This is a genomic window from Mycobacterium sp. SM1, from assembly GCF_018361265.1.
Taxonomy (GTDB): Bacteria; Actinomycetota; Actinomycetes; order Mycobacteriales; family Mycobacteriaceae; genus Mycobacterium.
In genome coordinates, this window is sequence record NZ_JAFLNH010000002.1 from 746,916 (window position 1) to 761,928 (window position 15,013).

The 15,013-nt window shown below is 66.4% G+C and carries 15 protein-coding genes and 1 pseudogene; 11 read left to right on the top strand and 5 right to left on the bottom strand.

The window, feature by feature from the left end:
• Window positions 1-34: 34 nt before the first annotated feature.
• The gene (locus MSM1_RS22980; RefSeq protein ID WP_374101723.1) at window positions 35-151 is read right to left on the bottom strand and encodes a transposase; all 117 of its coding nucleotides are present in this window, start codon (window positions 149-151) and stop codon (window positions 35-37) included.
• 67 nt (window positions 152-218) lie between these two features.
• Window positions 219-410, bottom strand: a pseudogene (locus MSM1_RS22985) (transposase); the annotation flags it as partial.
• Between the two features lie 58 nt (window positions 411-468).
• Here MSM1_RS22985 and MSM1_RS13085 point away from each other — a divergent pair.
• The 4 genes from MSM1_RS13085 (at window position 469) to MSM1_RS13100 (ending at window position 3,454) form a co-directional block, all read left to right on the top strand.
• Window positions 469-849: a hypothetical protein gene (locus MSM1_RS13085; protein ID WP_213442739.1), complete on the top strand. Its 381-nt coding sequence runs from the start codon at window positions 469-471 to the stop codon at window positions 847-849.
• Window positions 850-957: 108 nt separating this feature from the next.
• Window positions 958-1,602, top strand: a complete 645-nt coding sequence (locus MSM1_RS13090) for an RDD family protein (protein WP_213442741.1) — start codon at window positions 958-960, stop codon at window positions 1,600-1,602.
• Between the two features lie 331 nt (window positions 1,603-1,933).
• Window positions 1,934-2,212: an NINE protein gene (locus tag MSM1_RS22735; RefSeq protein WP_307857380.1), complete on the top strand. Its 279-nt coding sequence runs from the start codon at window positions 1,934-1,936 to the stop codon at window positions 2,210-2,212.
• A 72-nt stretch (window positions 2,213-2,284) separates the two neighbouring features.
• On the top strand, window positions 2,285-3,454 hold the full coding sequence (locus tag MSM1_RS13100) for a cystathionine gamma-synthase (RefSeq protein WP_213442745.1): 1,170 nt from the start codon (window positions 2,285-2,287) through the stop codon (window positions 3,452-3,454).
• A 77-nt stretch (window positions 3,455-3,531) separates the two neighbouring features.
• Here the strand turns inward: MSM1_RS13100 and greA are convergent, their stop codons facing one another.
• A complete protein-coding gene (gene greA, locus MSM1_RS13105; RefSeq protein ID WP_213442747.1) occupies window positions 3,532-4,026 on the bottom strand; it encodes a transcription elongation factor GreA in 495 nt (164 codons plus the stop codon).
• Window positions 4,027-4,489: 463 nt separating this feature from the next.
• Here greA and mca point away from each other — a divergent pair, with 463 nt between their 5' ends.
• The 3 genes from mca to MSM1_RS13120 are packed head-to-tail and all read left to right on the top strand — an operon-like array spanning window position 4,490 to window position 7,689.
• Window positions 4,490-5,362: a mycothiol conjugate amidase Mca gene (gene mca / locus MSM1_RS13110; RefSeq protein WP_213442992.1), complete on the top strand. Its 873-nt coding sequence runs from the start codon at window positions 4,490-4,492 to the stop codon at window positions 5,360-5,362.
• Window positions 5,362-5,679, top strand: a complete 318-nt coding sequence (locus tag MSM1_RS13115; protein WP_213442994.1) for a hypothetical protein — start codon at window positions 5,362-5,364, stop codon at window positions 5,677-5,679. The genes mca and MSM1_RS13115 overlap by 1 nt, the downstream gene beginning before the upstream one ends.
• Before the next feature lie 6 nt (window positions 5,680-5,685).
• The gene (locus tag MSM1_RS13120; RefSeq protein ID WP_213442749.1) at window positions 5,686-7,689 is read left to right on the top strand and encodes a thioredoxin domain-containing protein; all 2,004 of its coding nucleotides are present in this window, start codon (window positions 5,686-5,688) and stop codon (window positions 7,687-7,689) included.
• Between the two features lie 147 nt (window positions 7,690-7,836).
• On the opposite strand, the gene MSM1_RS13125 is transcribed toward MSM1_RS13120, so the two are convergent.
• Entirely contained in the window at window positions 7,837-8,562 is a 726-nt protein-coding gene (locus MSM1_RS13125) for a hemolysin III family protein (RefSeq protein ID WP_213442751.1), read from the bottom strand.
• A gap of 125 nt (window positions 8,563-8,687) precedes the next feature.
• Here MSM1_RS13125 and MSM1_RS13130 point away from each other — a divergent pair, with 125 nt between their 5' ends.
• Window positions 8,688-9,482 carry a (2Z,6E)-farnesyl diphosphate synthase gene (locus MSM1_RS13130; RefSeq protein ID WP_213442996.1) on the top strand — a complete coding sequence of 265 codons (795 nt, stop codon included), beginning with the start codon at window positions 8,688-8,690 and terminating at the stop codon, window positions 9,480-9,482.
• A gap of 96 nt (window positions 9,483-9,578) precedes the next feature.
• Here MSM1_RS13130 and coaA read toward each other — a convergent pair whose 3' ends face one another.
• A complete protein-coding gene (coaA, locus tag MSM1_RS13135; protein ID WP_213442754.1) occupies window positions 9,579-10,517 on the bottom strand; it encodes a type I pantothenate kinase in 939 nt (312 codons plus the stop codon).
• Between the two features lie 294 nt (window positions 10,518-10,811).
• On the opposite strand from coaA, the gene MSM1_RS13140 reads away from it, so the two are divergent.
• The 3 genes from MSM1_RS13140 to MSM1_RS13150 all read left to right on the top strand — a co-directional run bounded on the left by MSM1_RS13140 (window position 10,812) and on the right by MSM1_RS13150 (window position 14,985).
• Window positions 10,812-12,278: a glycine hydroxymethyltransferase gene (locus MSM1_RS13140; RefSeq protein WP_213442756.1), complete on the top strand. Its 1,467-nt coding sequence runs from the start codon at window positions 10,812-10,814 to the stop codon at window positions 12,276-12,278.
• A 182-nt stretch (window positions 12,279-12,460) separates the two neighbouring features.
• Window positions 12,461-13,288: an acyl-ACP desaturase gene (locus tag MSM1_RS13145; RefSeq protein WP_213442758.1), complete on the top strand. Its 828-nt coding sequence runs from the start codon at window positions 12,461-12,463 to the stop codon at window positions 13,286-13,288.
• Window positions 13,289-13,659: 371 nt separating this feature from the next.
• Window positions 13,660-14,985: a PhoH family protein gene (locus MSM1_RS13150; protein WP_213442760.1), complete on the top strand. Its 1,326-nt coding sequence runs from the start codon at window positions 13,660-13,662 to the stop codon at window positions 14,983-14,985.
• The last annotated feature ends 28 nt before the right edge of the window (window positions 14,986-15,013 follow it).

The window sequence follows — 15,013 nt, forward strand, 5'->3', positions numbered from 1 at the left end:
CCCATCTCGTGTTTCGCCGGGAGTAGCCCCGCGCTTAGAGGGGTCGGGCTTGGGCGTCGATGTATTGCGTGATGATCGATAGGGGTGCGCCGCCGCAGGAGACGGCGAAATACGACGGGGACCACGGGTGGCTGCGGAGGCGGGCGCACACAGGCGCCGGTGTATTCCCGATGAACGGCGTAGGTGGTGCGGCCTTTGAGGCGGTGAGCCAGGGCCGAGATCGCTAGCGTGGGCGGATGGGCGACCAGCACGTGCACGTGGTCGGCGCCGCCGTTGAACTCGACCAACTCGACATCGAGTTCGGCGCACACGGCGCGCAGGGGGTGCTCGGCGCAGGTGGGCATTGGATCGGTGAACAGTTTGCGTCGGTAGGTGGTTACGACGACGAGGTGGGCGTGCCGCAGCGACACGCTGTGGCGGTTGCGGCGATACGTCGTTTGTGTCCGTGGGCACCTCTATGGTTGCGCTGTGGCTAAGTCCTACCGCTTGGCAGCGGCACCGGCCGACGACCCGGTGCGGAAACCGCGTGCGCGGGCCAAGGGCGCCCCGACGCTTGTGCGGTCGTGGCCGCTGCCCTACCTGGGACGACACGTCCACACCGGGGTCGATGGTCTCGACCGGCTGGACTTGCAGGCAGCCAATACTGGCTGGCTGCATCGTCAGGACGTCGACGAGCCGCCGAGGCCCAGCCGTGGTGCGCAAGCACGCAAGCGGCGAGGCCGCAGGCAGCCGCCCTCGCGGAGGTCCGTGGCGCGCATCAAAGCCCGGCGTCAAGCCAATACCGCGAAGCGACAGGGCCGCTCGGCGCGAACCTCCACCGCCGGCCAGCCCACGGCGCTAGCCGCATGAGCGGCCATCGCGACAGCCGGCCGGCACGAGGAATCCCCGCAGTTTCACTGCGGGGAGGACGTCAAGGTAGTGTGATGCGGCCGAACCCTTCGTTTGTGGAAGGTGGCGATGACTGAGCAACCGCCTCCGCTGCCTGGCGATCACTCGGCTCCTCCGCCGCCCGGAGGCGCTAACCCACCCCTGCCGCCACCGCCCGTGGGCGGCTATCCTCCGCCGCCCCCCGCCGCCGGGGGACCGGTGCCGCCTGCGCCCGGACCGCTGGTGCGCGGCCTGCCACCGGAGGGCTATGTGTCGTGGTTCACGCGGGTGCTGGCATTTCTCGTCGATTCTGTCCCTTACGTGATCATCATCGCCGGCGGCTTTCTGGTGCTGTCGGCCACGCAGCAGACGGCGTGCATCACCGATATCTCGCCGTTTAATGTCGCGCAGTACTGCGCCACCGGGTTTTCCCCGGTGGGTATGACGGCACTGTGGCTGGCGGTAGTGGCGGCATCGGGTTACCTGCTCTGGAATTACGGTTACCGCCAGGGGACTACCGGCTCAAGTATCGGGAAGTCGGTGTTGAAATTCAGGGTGGTTAGCGAGAACACCGGCCAGCCGATCGGCTTCGCGCCATCCGTCGTGCGCGAGTTGGCGCATTTCGTCGACGTAATCATCCTCGGCATCGGTTTGTTATTTCCGCTCTGGGACCGGAAGCGGCAGACCCTGGCCGACAAGATCATGTCGACGGTTTGCCTTCCTGTCCGGCGCTGACCGCTAGCTGCTGACGAGCGTATCCAGCACAAACGATGCGGAATAACCAACGAGAAGCGAAAAGTAGGTCGGTAACATGTCGACACCACCCGGAGAGCCACCGGCCCGGCCGCCAGAATGGTGGCAACCCTACGGGTGCCCGAACCCCGTTGGGCAGCCGCCATCCGGGCACCCGAACCCCGTCGGGCAACCGCAACCCTACGGGTACCCGAGCCCCGTCGGGCAGCCGCCATCCGGGTACCCCGTCTATCCGGGGTCGCCATCCGGGCACCCGGCCTATCCCGGGTGGGGCTACGGTGTCGACCCTGAAGCCCCATACGGGCGTGATCCGGTGACCGGGAAACCGCTGTCGGACAAATCGGCGGTCGCTGCCGGCTGCCTTCAGCTGTTCGTAGGCATGTTCGGAGTTGGGCGCTTTTACATCGGCTCAACCGCAATTGGCGGGGTTCAGCTGGCCCTCACGGTCCTTGGCTTACTGCTGCTGATCTCCATCATCGGGATCGGCGTCGGGTTTCTTATCCTGTTCGGCGTCGGCGTGTGGGTTTTCGTCGACGCGATCATGATGTTCAGCGGGGCGGTCACCGACGCCCACGGGCGCAAGCTCCATTAGCCGCATGGCCGCGGCAGCACGTCGCACGCCCGCCCAACGCCATCGCGATCCGCCTCACTAGGCTGATCGGCGATGAGCGAATGTCACAGCGCGGCTAACCGGACGTTTACCGGGTTGGCCACCCGAGCCATCCACGCCGGCTACCGGCCGGACCCGTCAACCGGAGCGGTGAACTCTCCGATTTACACCAGCAGCACCTTCGCCCAAGACGGCGTCGGGAAGCTGCGAGGCGGATTCGAATACGCTCGCAGCGCCAACCCCACTCGGTCCGCGCTGGAGGCGGCGCTGGCCGCCGTCGAGGACGGCGCGTTCGGTAGGGCGTTCAGTTCCGGGATGGCAGCCGAGGACTGTGCTCTGCGGGCAATGCTGCGGCCTGGAGACCACGTGATCATCCCCCACGATGCCTACGGCGGCACGTTCCGGCTGATCGACAGGGTGTTCACCCAGTGGAATATCGAGTACACGCCGGTACCGCTCTACGATCTCGATGCGCTGCGGGCGGCACTCCGGCCGCAAACCGGGCTGATCTGGGTGGAAACACCCACCAACCCCTTGCTGGCGATCGCCGACATCGCGGCGATCGCCGAGCTCGGCCGGGAAAGCTCAGCGAAAGTGTTGGTGGACAACACCTTTGCGTCGCCTGCGCTGCAGCAGCCGTTGACACTCGGCGCCGACGTCGTGTTGCACTCAACCACGAAGTACATCGGTGGGCACTCCGACGTGGTCGGGGGTGCGCTCATCACCAACGACGAAGAGCTGGACACCGCGTTTGGCTTTTTACAAAACTCGGCCGGGGCGGTGCCCGGTCCCTTTGACGCCTACCTGACTATGCGTGGCCTCAAGACGCTGGTGCTGCGGATGCAGCGGCATAGCGAAAACGCCGCCGCGGTCGCGGAATTCCTCTCCGGGCACCGCTCGGTCAGCACCGTGCTGTATCCGGGTCTGCCCAGCCACCCGGGCCATCAGATCGCGGCGCGGCAGATGCGCGGTTTCGGCGGCATGGTGTCCGCGCGGATGCGCGGCGGACGGCAAGCCGCCGAGGCGCTGTGCGCGAACACGTCGGTGTTCATCCTGGCCGAGTCGTTGGGTGGGGTTGAATCGCTGATCGAATATCCGGCCGCCATGACGCATGCCTCCACGGCCGGCTCCCGGTTGCAAGTACCCGAGGATCTGGTGCGATTGTCGGTCGGCATCGAGGATGTCGCCGACCTGTTAGCCGATCTCGAACAGGCCCTGGGTTAGGTGAGCGAGCGGACGCGATGTCCCCGCGACCCCGGGGAGTGGGTGTTGGCGCGGCGGCGTCAGCGAGCGCACCCCGGCTATCCGCGGTACGGCTCTGCGCTGACCAATGTCACCTTGACGGTGTTGCCATTAGGCACCTGGTAGGTGCGGCTCTCGCCCACCTTGGCGTCGATCAACGCGCGGCCGAGCGGTGAGTTCGGCGAGTACACCTCGAGCTTGCCGTCGCTGATACCTTCCTGGCGCGTGGCAATGAGGAATGTTTCGGTGTCCGACTCGTCGTCGTTGTAGTAGACCGTGACTACCGTTCCGGGCAGCGCCACGCCGGACTGCGTGGGGGCCTCACCGACCTTGGCGTTGTTGAGCAGATCCTGCAGCTGCCGAATGCGGGCCTCCTGCTGGCCCTGCTCCTCGCGTGCGGCGTGGTATCCGCCGTTTTCCCGCAGATCACCCTCCTCGCGGCGGGCGTTGATTTCCGCGGCAATAACGGGACGGTTCGCGATCAACTGCTCGAGCTCGGCCTTGAGTCGCTGATGTGCCTCCCGGGTCAACCAGGTCACCTTGGTGTCAGTCATCTCGTCGCGCTCCTTGTGCCGTTGGTTCCACGATATTCGCGCTGGGCTGACCTGTGGTCTCGCTGCCAGGCAGGGCCGGTGGGGCCGCATATTGCCGCTAACGCAGAGCACGGCTCCACTGCGAGGAACCGTGCGCTCAAATGCTACCACCGCGGGCTCCTCAAGTCTGACGCCTTTGCGGCCCGGCGTCTTTTACGTACTTAGCTGACGCGCTCAGGCGCTCAGGCATGTGCGGCGGCTGTTACCTAAATGCCGGGGCGTCCGCAAGCCCAAGCGCGAGGGTGACGAGGCCGCAGCCGCCGTGGCCGCAGGCGGAGCGCCGGATTTTACAATCGTCGTCACTGCACGCTGGTTTGGCGGTTCGGCGGATTCTCGCCGAGTTGCTGACCCTGGTCAACGGGACGAAACGATTAAAACTGAAACTATGGGTCCGGCGGTCGAACAGCAGACGGACAGGAAGCATGTGAACGGACTGCGGTTGATGGCGGTGCATGCCCACCCGGACGACGAGTCCAGCAAAGGCGCCGCTACCCTTGCCCGGTATGCCGACGAGGGCCATCGCGTGCTGGTGGTGACGCTGACCGGGGGCGAGCGCGGCGAGATCCTCAACCCGGCGATGGATCTGCCCGAAGTACACGGGCGCATCGCCGAGATCCGCCGCGACGAAATGGCCAAGGCGGCCGAGATCCTCGGTGTCGAGCACAGGTGGTTGGGTTTCGTCGACTCCGGGTTGCCCAAGGGCGACCCGCCGCCCCCGTTGCCGGAGGATTCGTTCGCGCTGGTGCCGCTCGAGGTGGCGACCGAGGCGCTGGTGCGGGTGGTGCGTGAGTTTCGCCCGCATGTGATGATCACCTACGACGAAAACGGCGGCTATCCGCATCCCGACCACATCCGTTGCCACCAGGTTTCGGTTGCCGCGTATGAGGCCGCCGCAGACCCGCATCGCTTCCCGGACGCCGGCGCGGCATGGGCGGTGTCCAAGCTGTACTACAACCACGGCTTTCTGCGTCAACGCATCCAGCTGCTGCACGACGAGTTCGCCAAACATGGCCGGGAGGGCCCATTCGGGCAATGGCTGGCCCAGTGGGATCCCGAGCACGACGTCTCGGCTGACCGGGTGACGACGCGGGTGGAGTGCTCGGCGTATTTCAGCCAACGTGATGAGGCACTGCGGGCGCACGCCACCCAGATCGATCCCGAAGGCGCGTTCTTCGCGGCACCGATTGCCTGGCAGCAGCGGCTGTGGCCCACCGAGGAGTTCGAGTTGGCGCGCTCGCGGGTGGTGGTGAAGCTCCCCGAAACCGATCTGTTCACCGGCATCGAGGTCGACCCGTGATTCTTGGCGGCGCAGCAGCTGTCCTTGCGGACTGGCCAGCCGACGGCCCGCCTCGCCACACCGGGCCCGATTTCGGCAAGGCCAGCCCGCTGGGGCTGCTGATCATCGTGTTGCTCTTGCTCGGCACGGTGTTTTTGATCCGGTCGATGAACCGGCAATTGAGCAAGATCCCGGAATCGTTCGACCGAGAAAATCCCGAGCCGGATCAGCCCTCCGGCACCGGGGCCGGTGGGCAGACCCCGGAAAACGACGACCGCGCCGGTGGGAACCGTGCTCCCGACGAGCGCGACGGTTCATCCCGTGAGCCAGACGGTTGACCGGCGATGAGCCCCGCTGCCAATACCCTTGCGCAAGCCGCGAGCCCGTACTTGCGCCAGCACGCCGACAATCCGGTGCACTGGCAGCAGTGGACCCCGGCAGCCCTGGCCGAAGCCGCCGAACGCGACGTGCCGATCCTGCTGTCCGTTGGCTATGCGGCATGCCACTGGTGTCACGTGATGGCTCACGAGTCATTCGAAGACGACGAGGTAGCCGCCGCAATGAACTCCGGGTTTGTCTGCATCAAAGTCGACCGCGAGGAGCGCCCGGACATCGACGCGATCTACATGAATGCCACCGTCGCGCTCACCGGGCAGGGCGGCTGGCCGATGACCTGTTTTCTCACACCAGACGGGCGCCCGTTCTTCTGCGGCACCTACTATCCGAAAGCGACGTTCCTGCAGCTACTTTCGGCTATCACCGACGCCTGGCGAAATCGCCGCGCCGAGATCGAGGAAGCGTCGGGGCGAATCGCGGCAGAGCTGCGGTCGATGGCGTCGGGACTGCCTTCCGGAGCCCCGGAGGTGGCGCCGGAGCTTTGCGACCACGCGGTAGCCGCCGTGTTGCGCGACGAGGACACGGCGCGAGGCGGATTCGGCGGACCGCCGAAATTCCCCCCATCAGCGTTGCTGGAGGCGTTGCTGCGGCACTATGAACGCACCGGGTCACGGGCAGCGCTGGGGGCGGTCACCCGGACCTGCGCTGCGATGGCGCGCGGGGGAATCTACGACCAACTGGCCGGCGGGTTCGCCCGCTACAGCGTCGACAACTCGTGGGTGGTACCGCATTTCGAGAAAATGCTATACGACAACGCGCTGTTGTTGCGCGGTTACGCGCACTGGGCCCGGCGCACCGGGAACCGGTTGGCGCACCGGGTTGCCCGGCAGACCGCGCGGTTTTTGCTCGACGAGCTGGCCGAGGGCGACATGTTCGTCTCGTCGCTGGATGCCGACGCCGACGGGCGTGAGGGCTCGACCTATGTCTGGACTCCCGCGCAATTGACCCAGGTACTCGGCGATGACGATGCGCGTTGGGCCGCTGAAGTTTTCGCGGTCAGTTCGTCGGGGACATTCGAGGCCGGCGCATCGGTGCTGCAGCTACCTGTCGATCCCGATGACCCGGTCCGGTTCGAGCGGGTCCGCGCCGCGATGCTGGCGGCGCGGTCGCGCCGCCCTCAGCCCGGCCGTGACGACAAAGTCGTCACCGCCTGGAACGGGCTGGCGATCACGGCGCTGGCTGAGGCCAGCGTTGCCTTGCAGGACCCCGAGTTGGCCGATGCGGCGCGGCGATGCGCAGGCGCGCTGGTGAGCCTGCACATCGTCGACGGCCGGCTGCGGCGCACCAGCCTCGGCGGCGTGGTCGGCGACAGCGCCGCGATTCTCGAGGACTACGGGGCGCTGGCCACCGGGTTGCTGACGCTGTATCAGCTGAGCCCCGCCGACGCCTGGCTGGCGACGGCGACCGGGCTGCTCGACACCGCACTGGCGCATTTCACCGATCCGGATCGGCCCGGCCGATGGTTCGACAGCGCCGACGACGCCGAACGGCTGATGGTGCGGCCCGCCGACCCGCTGGACGGGGCGACACCGTCCGGGGCGTCGTTGATCACCGAGGCGCTGCTGATCGCCGCGCACCTGGTCGGGGGTGAGCGCGCCGAGCGTTACCGGCAGGCGGCCGCCGATGCGCTGCGGGCGCATGCCCCGCTGTTGGCGCGCGCGCCGCGATCAGCCGGGCATTGGCTGGCGGTCGCCGAATCCGCAGTGCGCGGACCGCTGCAGATCGTGGTCTCGTGCGACGCGTCGCGGTCGTCGCTGTTGGCAGCCGCTCGCCGGCTAGCGCCCGGCGGAGCGATCGTCGTCGGCGGCGAAGCGGGCTCTTCGCCGCTTTTGGTCGGCCGGGACCGGGTGGCCGGCGCGGACGCGGCCTACGTGTGCCGCGGCCCGGTCTGCGATGTGCCGGTCACGACCGCAGCGGAACTGGCGACCGCCCTGGGCGCGCCCGAACGGTAGCCCGTCCCGCTGTGGCGCTCTTGCTGTAGCGCCCTTGCTGTGGCGCCCTTGCTGTGGCGCTTTGACCGCGAAAGTGCATCCACCGACATGTTTCGCGGATAAGGCCGTCGCTAGCGGCACTCTCGCGGTGCGGTGCAGCGTCAGGCGTCAGAAGAGCGCGATCCACACGGCGATGTAGTGGCAGATCGCCGCGACCGAGGTGTTGGCGTGAAAAAACTCGTGATAGCCGAACGTTCTCGGCCACGGGTCGGGCCAGCGTAGCCCGTAGAACAGTCCGCCGATGCTGTAAATCACGCCCCCCACGATCAGCAGCACCATCGCGGCTACCCCGGCGCCATGCAGGATCGGACCGATAAACCAGATCGCCACCCAGCTCAGCAGCAGATACAGCGGCACGCCTACCCAACGCGGGGCCAACGGCCAACACATTTTCAGCACGATGCCGCCCAGGGCGCCGCCCCACACGATCGCCAGCACCAGGTGACCGGTCGGGCGTGGCATCGCCACCATCGCAAACGGGGTATAGCTGCCGGCGATGAACACGAAGATCATCGAGTGGTCGAGCCGTTTCATCCATTTGCGGGCGGTTGTCGACTTCCACTGAATGCGGTGGTAGGTGGCGCTGACGGCGAACATCGCCACGATGGAGGCCGAATAGATCAGCGTCGCCAGCCCGGCGCGCGGGGACACCACCGCCCACGCCACCGCCACCAGCGGCACGCCGGCGACGGCGGCTGCCGCGGCGGCGTGCACGTGGATCCACCCTCGGAACCGTGGCTTGACCGGGCCGACGGCGCCGCTCCCGACACCGCCTGTCGGCACGGCAGTATCCAGCTGCGGCAGTGGCTGGGTGATGTTCATCCCGCCGCTCATCTCCCTCCCCGGCTGGCGCTCGGTCGATGCCTCTTGGCACTTAGGCTAGCTGTCATGTTCCAGGACACCTTGAAGATGCGCTGAGAATGCCGAAAATGTCGTCGGTCACAGTAGGCTAAATGCCTGTGGAGATAGCCCCTGCGCGCCTCAAAGAACTGCTGTACCGGCTCTACGAGAGGCGACTGCGCCAAGGCCTGGAGGTCTCCCGATCGGCCCTACCCCGGCATATCGCCGTTCTCTGTGACGGGAACCGCCGATGGGCGCGCAGCGCGGGATACGACGACGTCAGCTATGGCTATCGGATGGGCGCCGCCAAGATCGCCGAGATGCTGCGGTGGTGTCAAGAGGCAGGCATCGAAATGGCCACCGTCTACCTGCTGTCCACCGAAAACCTGCAGCGTGATCCGGACGAGCTGGCCGCGCTCATCGAGATCATCACCGATGTGGTCGAGGAGATCTGCGCGCCGGCTAACCGCTGGAGTGTGCGCACCGTCGGGGATCTGCAGCTTCTAGGCGAGGAGCCGGCTCGCAGGCTACGCGATGCTGTCGAAGGGACGGCGTCGATGGCACATTGTGGCTTTCACGTCAACGTCGCGGTCGCTTACGGCGGGCGTCAGGAGATCGCTGACGCGGTGCGGGCTTTGCTGAGCAAGAAGCTTGCCAACGGTGCCAGCGCGGAGGAGCTCGTCGACGCCGTGACCGTTGACGCGATATCGGAAAACCTTTACACCTCAGGCCAACCCGACCCCGACCTTGTCATTCGCACCTCGGGTGAGCAGCGGCTGTCTGGCTTTCTGCTCTGGCAGAGCGCGTATTCCGAGATGTGGTTCACCGAAGCGTATTGGCCGGCATTCCGCCGGGTCGACTTTTTGCGCGCACTCCGCGACTACAGTTTGCGCCATCGACGTTTCGGCATGTAGCCGCGGGCCGGTGGCGATGCGCGCCGCGAGGCGGCGGGACGGGAGCGCAATCGTTCGGGGACGGATTGCGCACACTCGCTGGGGGGATCGGCCGGGCTACAGTTTGCGCAGCCGCACCCGGTTGATGGAGTGGTCGGAGTCCTTGCGCAACACCAGGGTGGCGCGTGGCCGGGTCGGCAGGATGTTCTCGATCAGGTTCGGACGGTTGATCGAACGCCAGATCTCCCGTGCGGCGGCCACCGCTTGCTGGTCGTTCAGGCGTGCGTAATGGTGGAAATGCGACTCCGGGTTGGCGAACGCGGTGGTGCGCATGGTCAGGAACCGTGAGATGTACCACTGCTCGATATCTTCAATCCGCGCGTCGACATAGAGTGAGAAGTCGAACAAATCCGAGACCATCAACGTCGGTCCGGTCTGCAACACGTTCAGGCCCTCCAGGATCAGGATGTCAGGATGCCGAACGACTTGCTTGGCGTGTGGGACGATGTCGTAGCGCAGATGCGAATACACTGGTGCGCACGCGTAGTCGGCACCGGATTTCACCGACGTCACGAACCGTAGCAGGGCTCGCCGGTCGTAACTTTCAGGAAACCCTTTGCGGTGCATTAGGTTTCGTCGTTTTAGTTCCTCATTTGGATAGAGGAAGCCGTCGGTTGTGACCAGATCCACGCGCGGATGGTGGTCCCAACGGGCCAGCAACGCCTGCAGCACGCGGGCGGTGGTCGATTTGCCGACCGCTACGCTGCCGGCCACACCGATGATGAACGGCACCGGGCGGTGCGGGTTCTGCAGGGGTTCGCCGAGGAACTCGGCCGTGGCGGCGAATAACCGCTGGCGGGCGGCGACCTGGAGGTGGATCAGCCGGGCCAGCGGCAGGTAAACCTCTTCGACTTCCAGAAGGTCGATCTGCTCCCCGAGACCACGCAGGCCGATCAGTTCCTCTTCGGTCAAGGCCAGTGGAGTCGACATCCGCAGCGCGCGCCACTCACTCCGGTTGAACTCCACATAGGGGCTCGGCTCGCTAAGCCGCCGCATGGGTGCCAGTCTTGCAGCACCGGCCGGGGGGGCAGAGGCTGGGGCGATGCCGTAAGCCGCAGCGGGAAAGCGGTCTAACCCTGATTTGCTCATCGGTCGGCTCGAGCCGGCTGCGTTGGCTCCTTCATGTGCGCCTGTGTTAGCCCTGTGTTAGCGAGTCAATGCTACGCCGGGCGGGTGGTGACGAACGGCGCCGGGCAGGTGATCGAGACCGGGGCAGCGATTTCGAACCGCAATTCGGCGGTGCCACTGGCCGCGCAATGAGCCGGATCGACCGACGACTACGCTGGGCTCATGTCAGCGGACACGACCGTGAGTACCCCAACCGCGCCAGGGGGCGTGGACACCGCTGTTGCCGGCTCAGCCTATCGGGCAGCATTGCAGATCATCGAGTCCGTCGAACCCCGCGTCGCCGCGGCGATCCGCAAAGAGCTTGCTGACCAGCGGGATTCGCTCAAACTTATCGCCAGCGAAAACTACGCCTCGCCGGCGGTGCTACTCACGATGGGCAACTGGCTGTCGGATAAGTACGCCGAGGGCACCGTCGGGCACCGGTTTTACGCCGGCTGCCAAAACGTCGACACCGTGGAGGGTGTGGCCGCCGAGCACGCCCGCGAGCTGTTCGATGCGCCGTATGCCTACGTCCAACCGCACTCGGGCATCGACGCCAACCTGGTGGCCTACTGGGCGATCCTGGCCACCCGCATCGAGGCGCCCAGCCTGGCTGCGGCCGGCGTCAAACACGTCAACGAGCTTTCCGAGCCGGAGTGGGAAGCGCTGCGCGTCAAACTGGGCAACCAGCGGCTGCTGGGCATGTCGCTGGACACCGGCGGGCACCTCACCCACGGTTTTCGGCCCAATATCTCCGGCAAGATGTTTTACCAGCGCAGCTATGGCACCGATGCGGTCACCGGGCTGGTGGACTATGGCGCTGTCGCCGCTATCGCGCGGGAGTTCAAGCCGCTGATTCTGGTCGCCGGATACTCGGCCTACCCGCGGCGGATCAACTTCGCCACGATGCGCGAGATCGCCGATGAGGTGGGCGCCACATTGATGGTGGACATGGCGCACTTCGCGGGGCTGGTGGCCGGCAAGGTGTTCACCGGGGACGAAGATCCGATCCCCTACGCGCATGTCACCACCACGACCACGCACAAATCGTTGCGCGGGCCGCGCGGCGGACTGGTGCTGGCCCAACCGGACTACGCCGACGCCGTCGACCGGGGCTGCCCGATGGTACTGGGTGGGCCGCTGCCGCATGTCATGGCCGCCAAGGCGGTGGCCTTGGCCGAGGCCCGCCGGCCGGAGTTTCGGGTCTATGCCCAGCGGGTGGCCGATAACGCCAAGACCCTGGCCGAGGGGTTTTTGCGCCGCGGGGCGCGGCTGGTCACCGGCGGCACCGACAACCACATCGTGGTGCTCGACGTCACCACCTCGTTCGGTCTGACCGGCCGGCAGGCCGAGTCCGCGCTGCTGGAGGCCGGTGTTATCACCAACCGCAACATGATCCCCGCCGACCCCAACGGGGCCTGGTACACCAGCGGTATCCGGCTTGGTACCCCGGCGCTGACCACCCGCGGTTTCGGGGCCGCCGAATTCGACCGGGTGGCCGAATTGGTGGTCGACGTGCTCGCCAACACCCAGCCGCAGGGTGCGTCGAAGGCCGCGTACACCCTGGCCGATGGCACCGCCGAGCGGGTGCACGCCGCGGCCGCTGAGCTGCTGGCCGCCAACCCCCTCTACCGCGGTCTCACCCTGTAGGCGCCGCCAGCCCCAGGTCGCCGGGCCGGGCTGGCCATCCCGGCGGGCCCGGCGACGAATAGGTTTGCGGCACTTGAGGCGTGGCGGGGAGCCCGGGCCGGCGGGGGAGAGCCGGAAAAAAAACCCCGCGACACCACCCGGCGATTTCACGAAATGTGTAAACACGAGTTACAGTTACTTTCATGGCACTGAAACCTGTCGCTAACGCGCTGACCCTCGAACTCGAGCCGGTGGTGGGCGAAAACCTGGAGCGCCACCTGGCAACCGAGGAACTCTGGTTTGCCCACGACTACGTGCCGTTCGAGCAGGGAGAAAATTTCGCTCTCCTCGGCGGGCGGGATTGGGACCCCACGCAGGCGACGCTGCCCCGGGTAATCACCGACGCCTGCGAGATCCTGTTGATCACCAAGGACAACCTCGCCGGGCATCACCGCGAGCTAGTCGAGCACTTCATCCTCGAGGACATGTGGGGTCGCTGGCTGGGCCGGTGGACCGCCGAAGAGCACCTGCACGCCATTGCGCTGCGGGAATATCTGGTGGTGACTCGCGAGGTTGACCCGGCCGCCAACGAGAAGGTCCGGGTTGAGCACGTGATGAGGGGTTATCGTGCCGATCACTACAGCCAGGTGGAAACCCTGGTCTACATGGCGTTCTATGAACGCGCCAATGCCATGTTCTGCCGCAATCTGGCCGCGCAGGTCGAGGAACCCGTGCTGGCGGGGCTCATCGGCCGGATCGCCAAAGATGAAGAGCGCCACGAGGAGTTCTTCGCCAATCTGGTCACGCACTGCCTGAACTACACCCGCGAAGAGACAATCGCCGCGATTGCCGCCCGGGCGGCCGAGCTCGATGTTGTCGGCGGCGATATTGACGCCTACCGAGACAAGCTGCAGAACGTGGCCGATGCCGGCATTTTCGGCGCCCCGCAGCTGCAGCGGGTGATTTCCGAGCGCATCACCGCGTGGGGGTTAGCCGACGAGCCCCGATTGGGGCGGTTCATCACCGGCTAAGGCGATAAGCTGTCCTGCTTCGCGCGCGCCATAGCGCAGCCCACACCGGTGCGGGCGCACCGTTGCCGAAGGTCCGGCGCGCCTGCCCGACGGCGGTGCGGCGAGCGGAGTAGCGTCGCAGTCGATGGCTAGCGACATGTTCTGCTATCCGGACGGCACCCTTCGTCATGCTTACACCAAGACCGGCCCCGGTCCCGGTGCCGCCGCCCCCACTGAGATGCCTGCGTGGGGCCGCGTTGGCCCAGCCCGGCGACGATGCCGCCCGGGCAACGGGCGGCGCAGGAGCCGGGCAATCACACCCCAGCCCGGCGACGATGCCGTCTGTGGAATGGACGGCGCAGGAGCCGGGTCGATGACTTGAGGAGCGCTGCGTGACTGATTCGCCATCGGCATCACAGGACACCAACCGGACGTATGTGCTCGACACTTCGGTGCTGCTGTCCGATCCCTGGGCGTGTACCCGCTTTGCCGAGCACGAGGTGGTGGTTCCGCTGGTAGTGATCAGTGAGCTAGAGGCCAAACGCTACCACCACGAGCTGGGATGGTTCGCCCGCCAGGCGTTGCGGCTGTTTGACGATCTTCGATTAGAGCACGGGCGGCTCGATCAGCCCATTCCCGTCGGAACACAGGGCGGTACGCTGCGCGTCGAACTCAACCACAGTGATCCTGCGGTGCTGCCCCTGGGTTTTCGCACCGACAGCAACGATTCCCGGATCTTAAGTTGTGCGGCCAACCTCGCTGCTTCCGGCAAGCGAGTCACCCTGGTGAGCAAGGACATCCCACTACGGGTGAAGGCAGCGGCGGTGGGCCTGGCCGCCGATGAGTATCACGCGCAGGACGTTGTCATCTCGGGCTGGACCGGCATGACCGAGATCGAAACCGCCGCAGAGGACATCGACGCGCTTTTCCATGACGGTGAGATCGACTTGGTAGCTGCCCGGGATCTCCCGTGTCACACGGGGATTCGCCTCCTTGGGGGTGGCTCGCACGCGCTCGGACGGGTCAACGCCCACAAACGAGTCCAGCTGGTTCGCGGCGACCGGGAGGTGTTCGGGCTGCGCGGGCGTTCGGCCGAGCAGCGGGTGGCCCTGGACCTGTTGCTGGACGAGTCGGTGGGCATCGTGTCGCTGGGCGGCAAAGCCGGCACCGGTAAGTCGGCGCTGGCGTTGTGCGCTGGTCTGGAGTCGGTACTCGAGCGGCAGACCCATCGCCGGGTGGTGGTGTTTCGCCCGCTGTACGCCGTGGGCGGGCAAGACCTGGGATACCTGCCCGGCACCGAGAGCAACAAGATGGGGCCCTGGGCGCAAGCGGTCTTCGACACGCTAGAGGGGCTGGCCAGCCCGACGGTGCTCGAGGAGGTGCTTTCTCGCGGCATGCTGGAGGTGCTGCCGCTGACCCATATCCGGGGCCGCTCACTGCATGACTCGTTCATCATCGTCGATGAAGCGCAATCGCTGGAGCGCAACGTGCTGTTGACCGCGCTCTCGCGCGTGGGCACGGGATCCCGGGTGGTGTTGACTCATGACATCGGTCAGCGCGACAACCTGCGGGTGGGCCGCCACGACGGGGTGGCGGCGGTGGTGGAGAAGCTCAAAGGCCATCCGTTGTTCGCGCACATCACCCTGGTGCGCAGCGAGCGGTCGCCGATCGCCGCGCTGGTGACCGAGATGCTGGACGAGATCGCCGGACCGCGTTGAGCCTCGCCCTCGTGTGGAGGGAACGAGT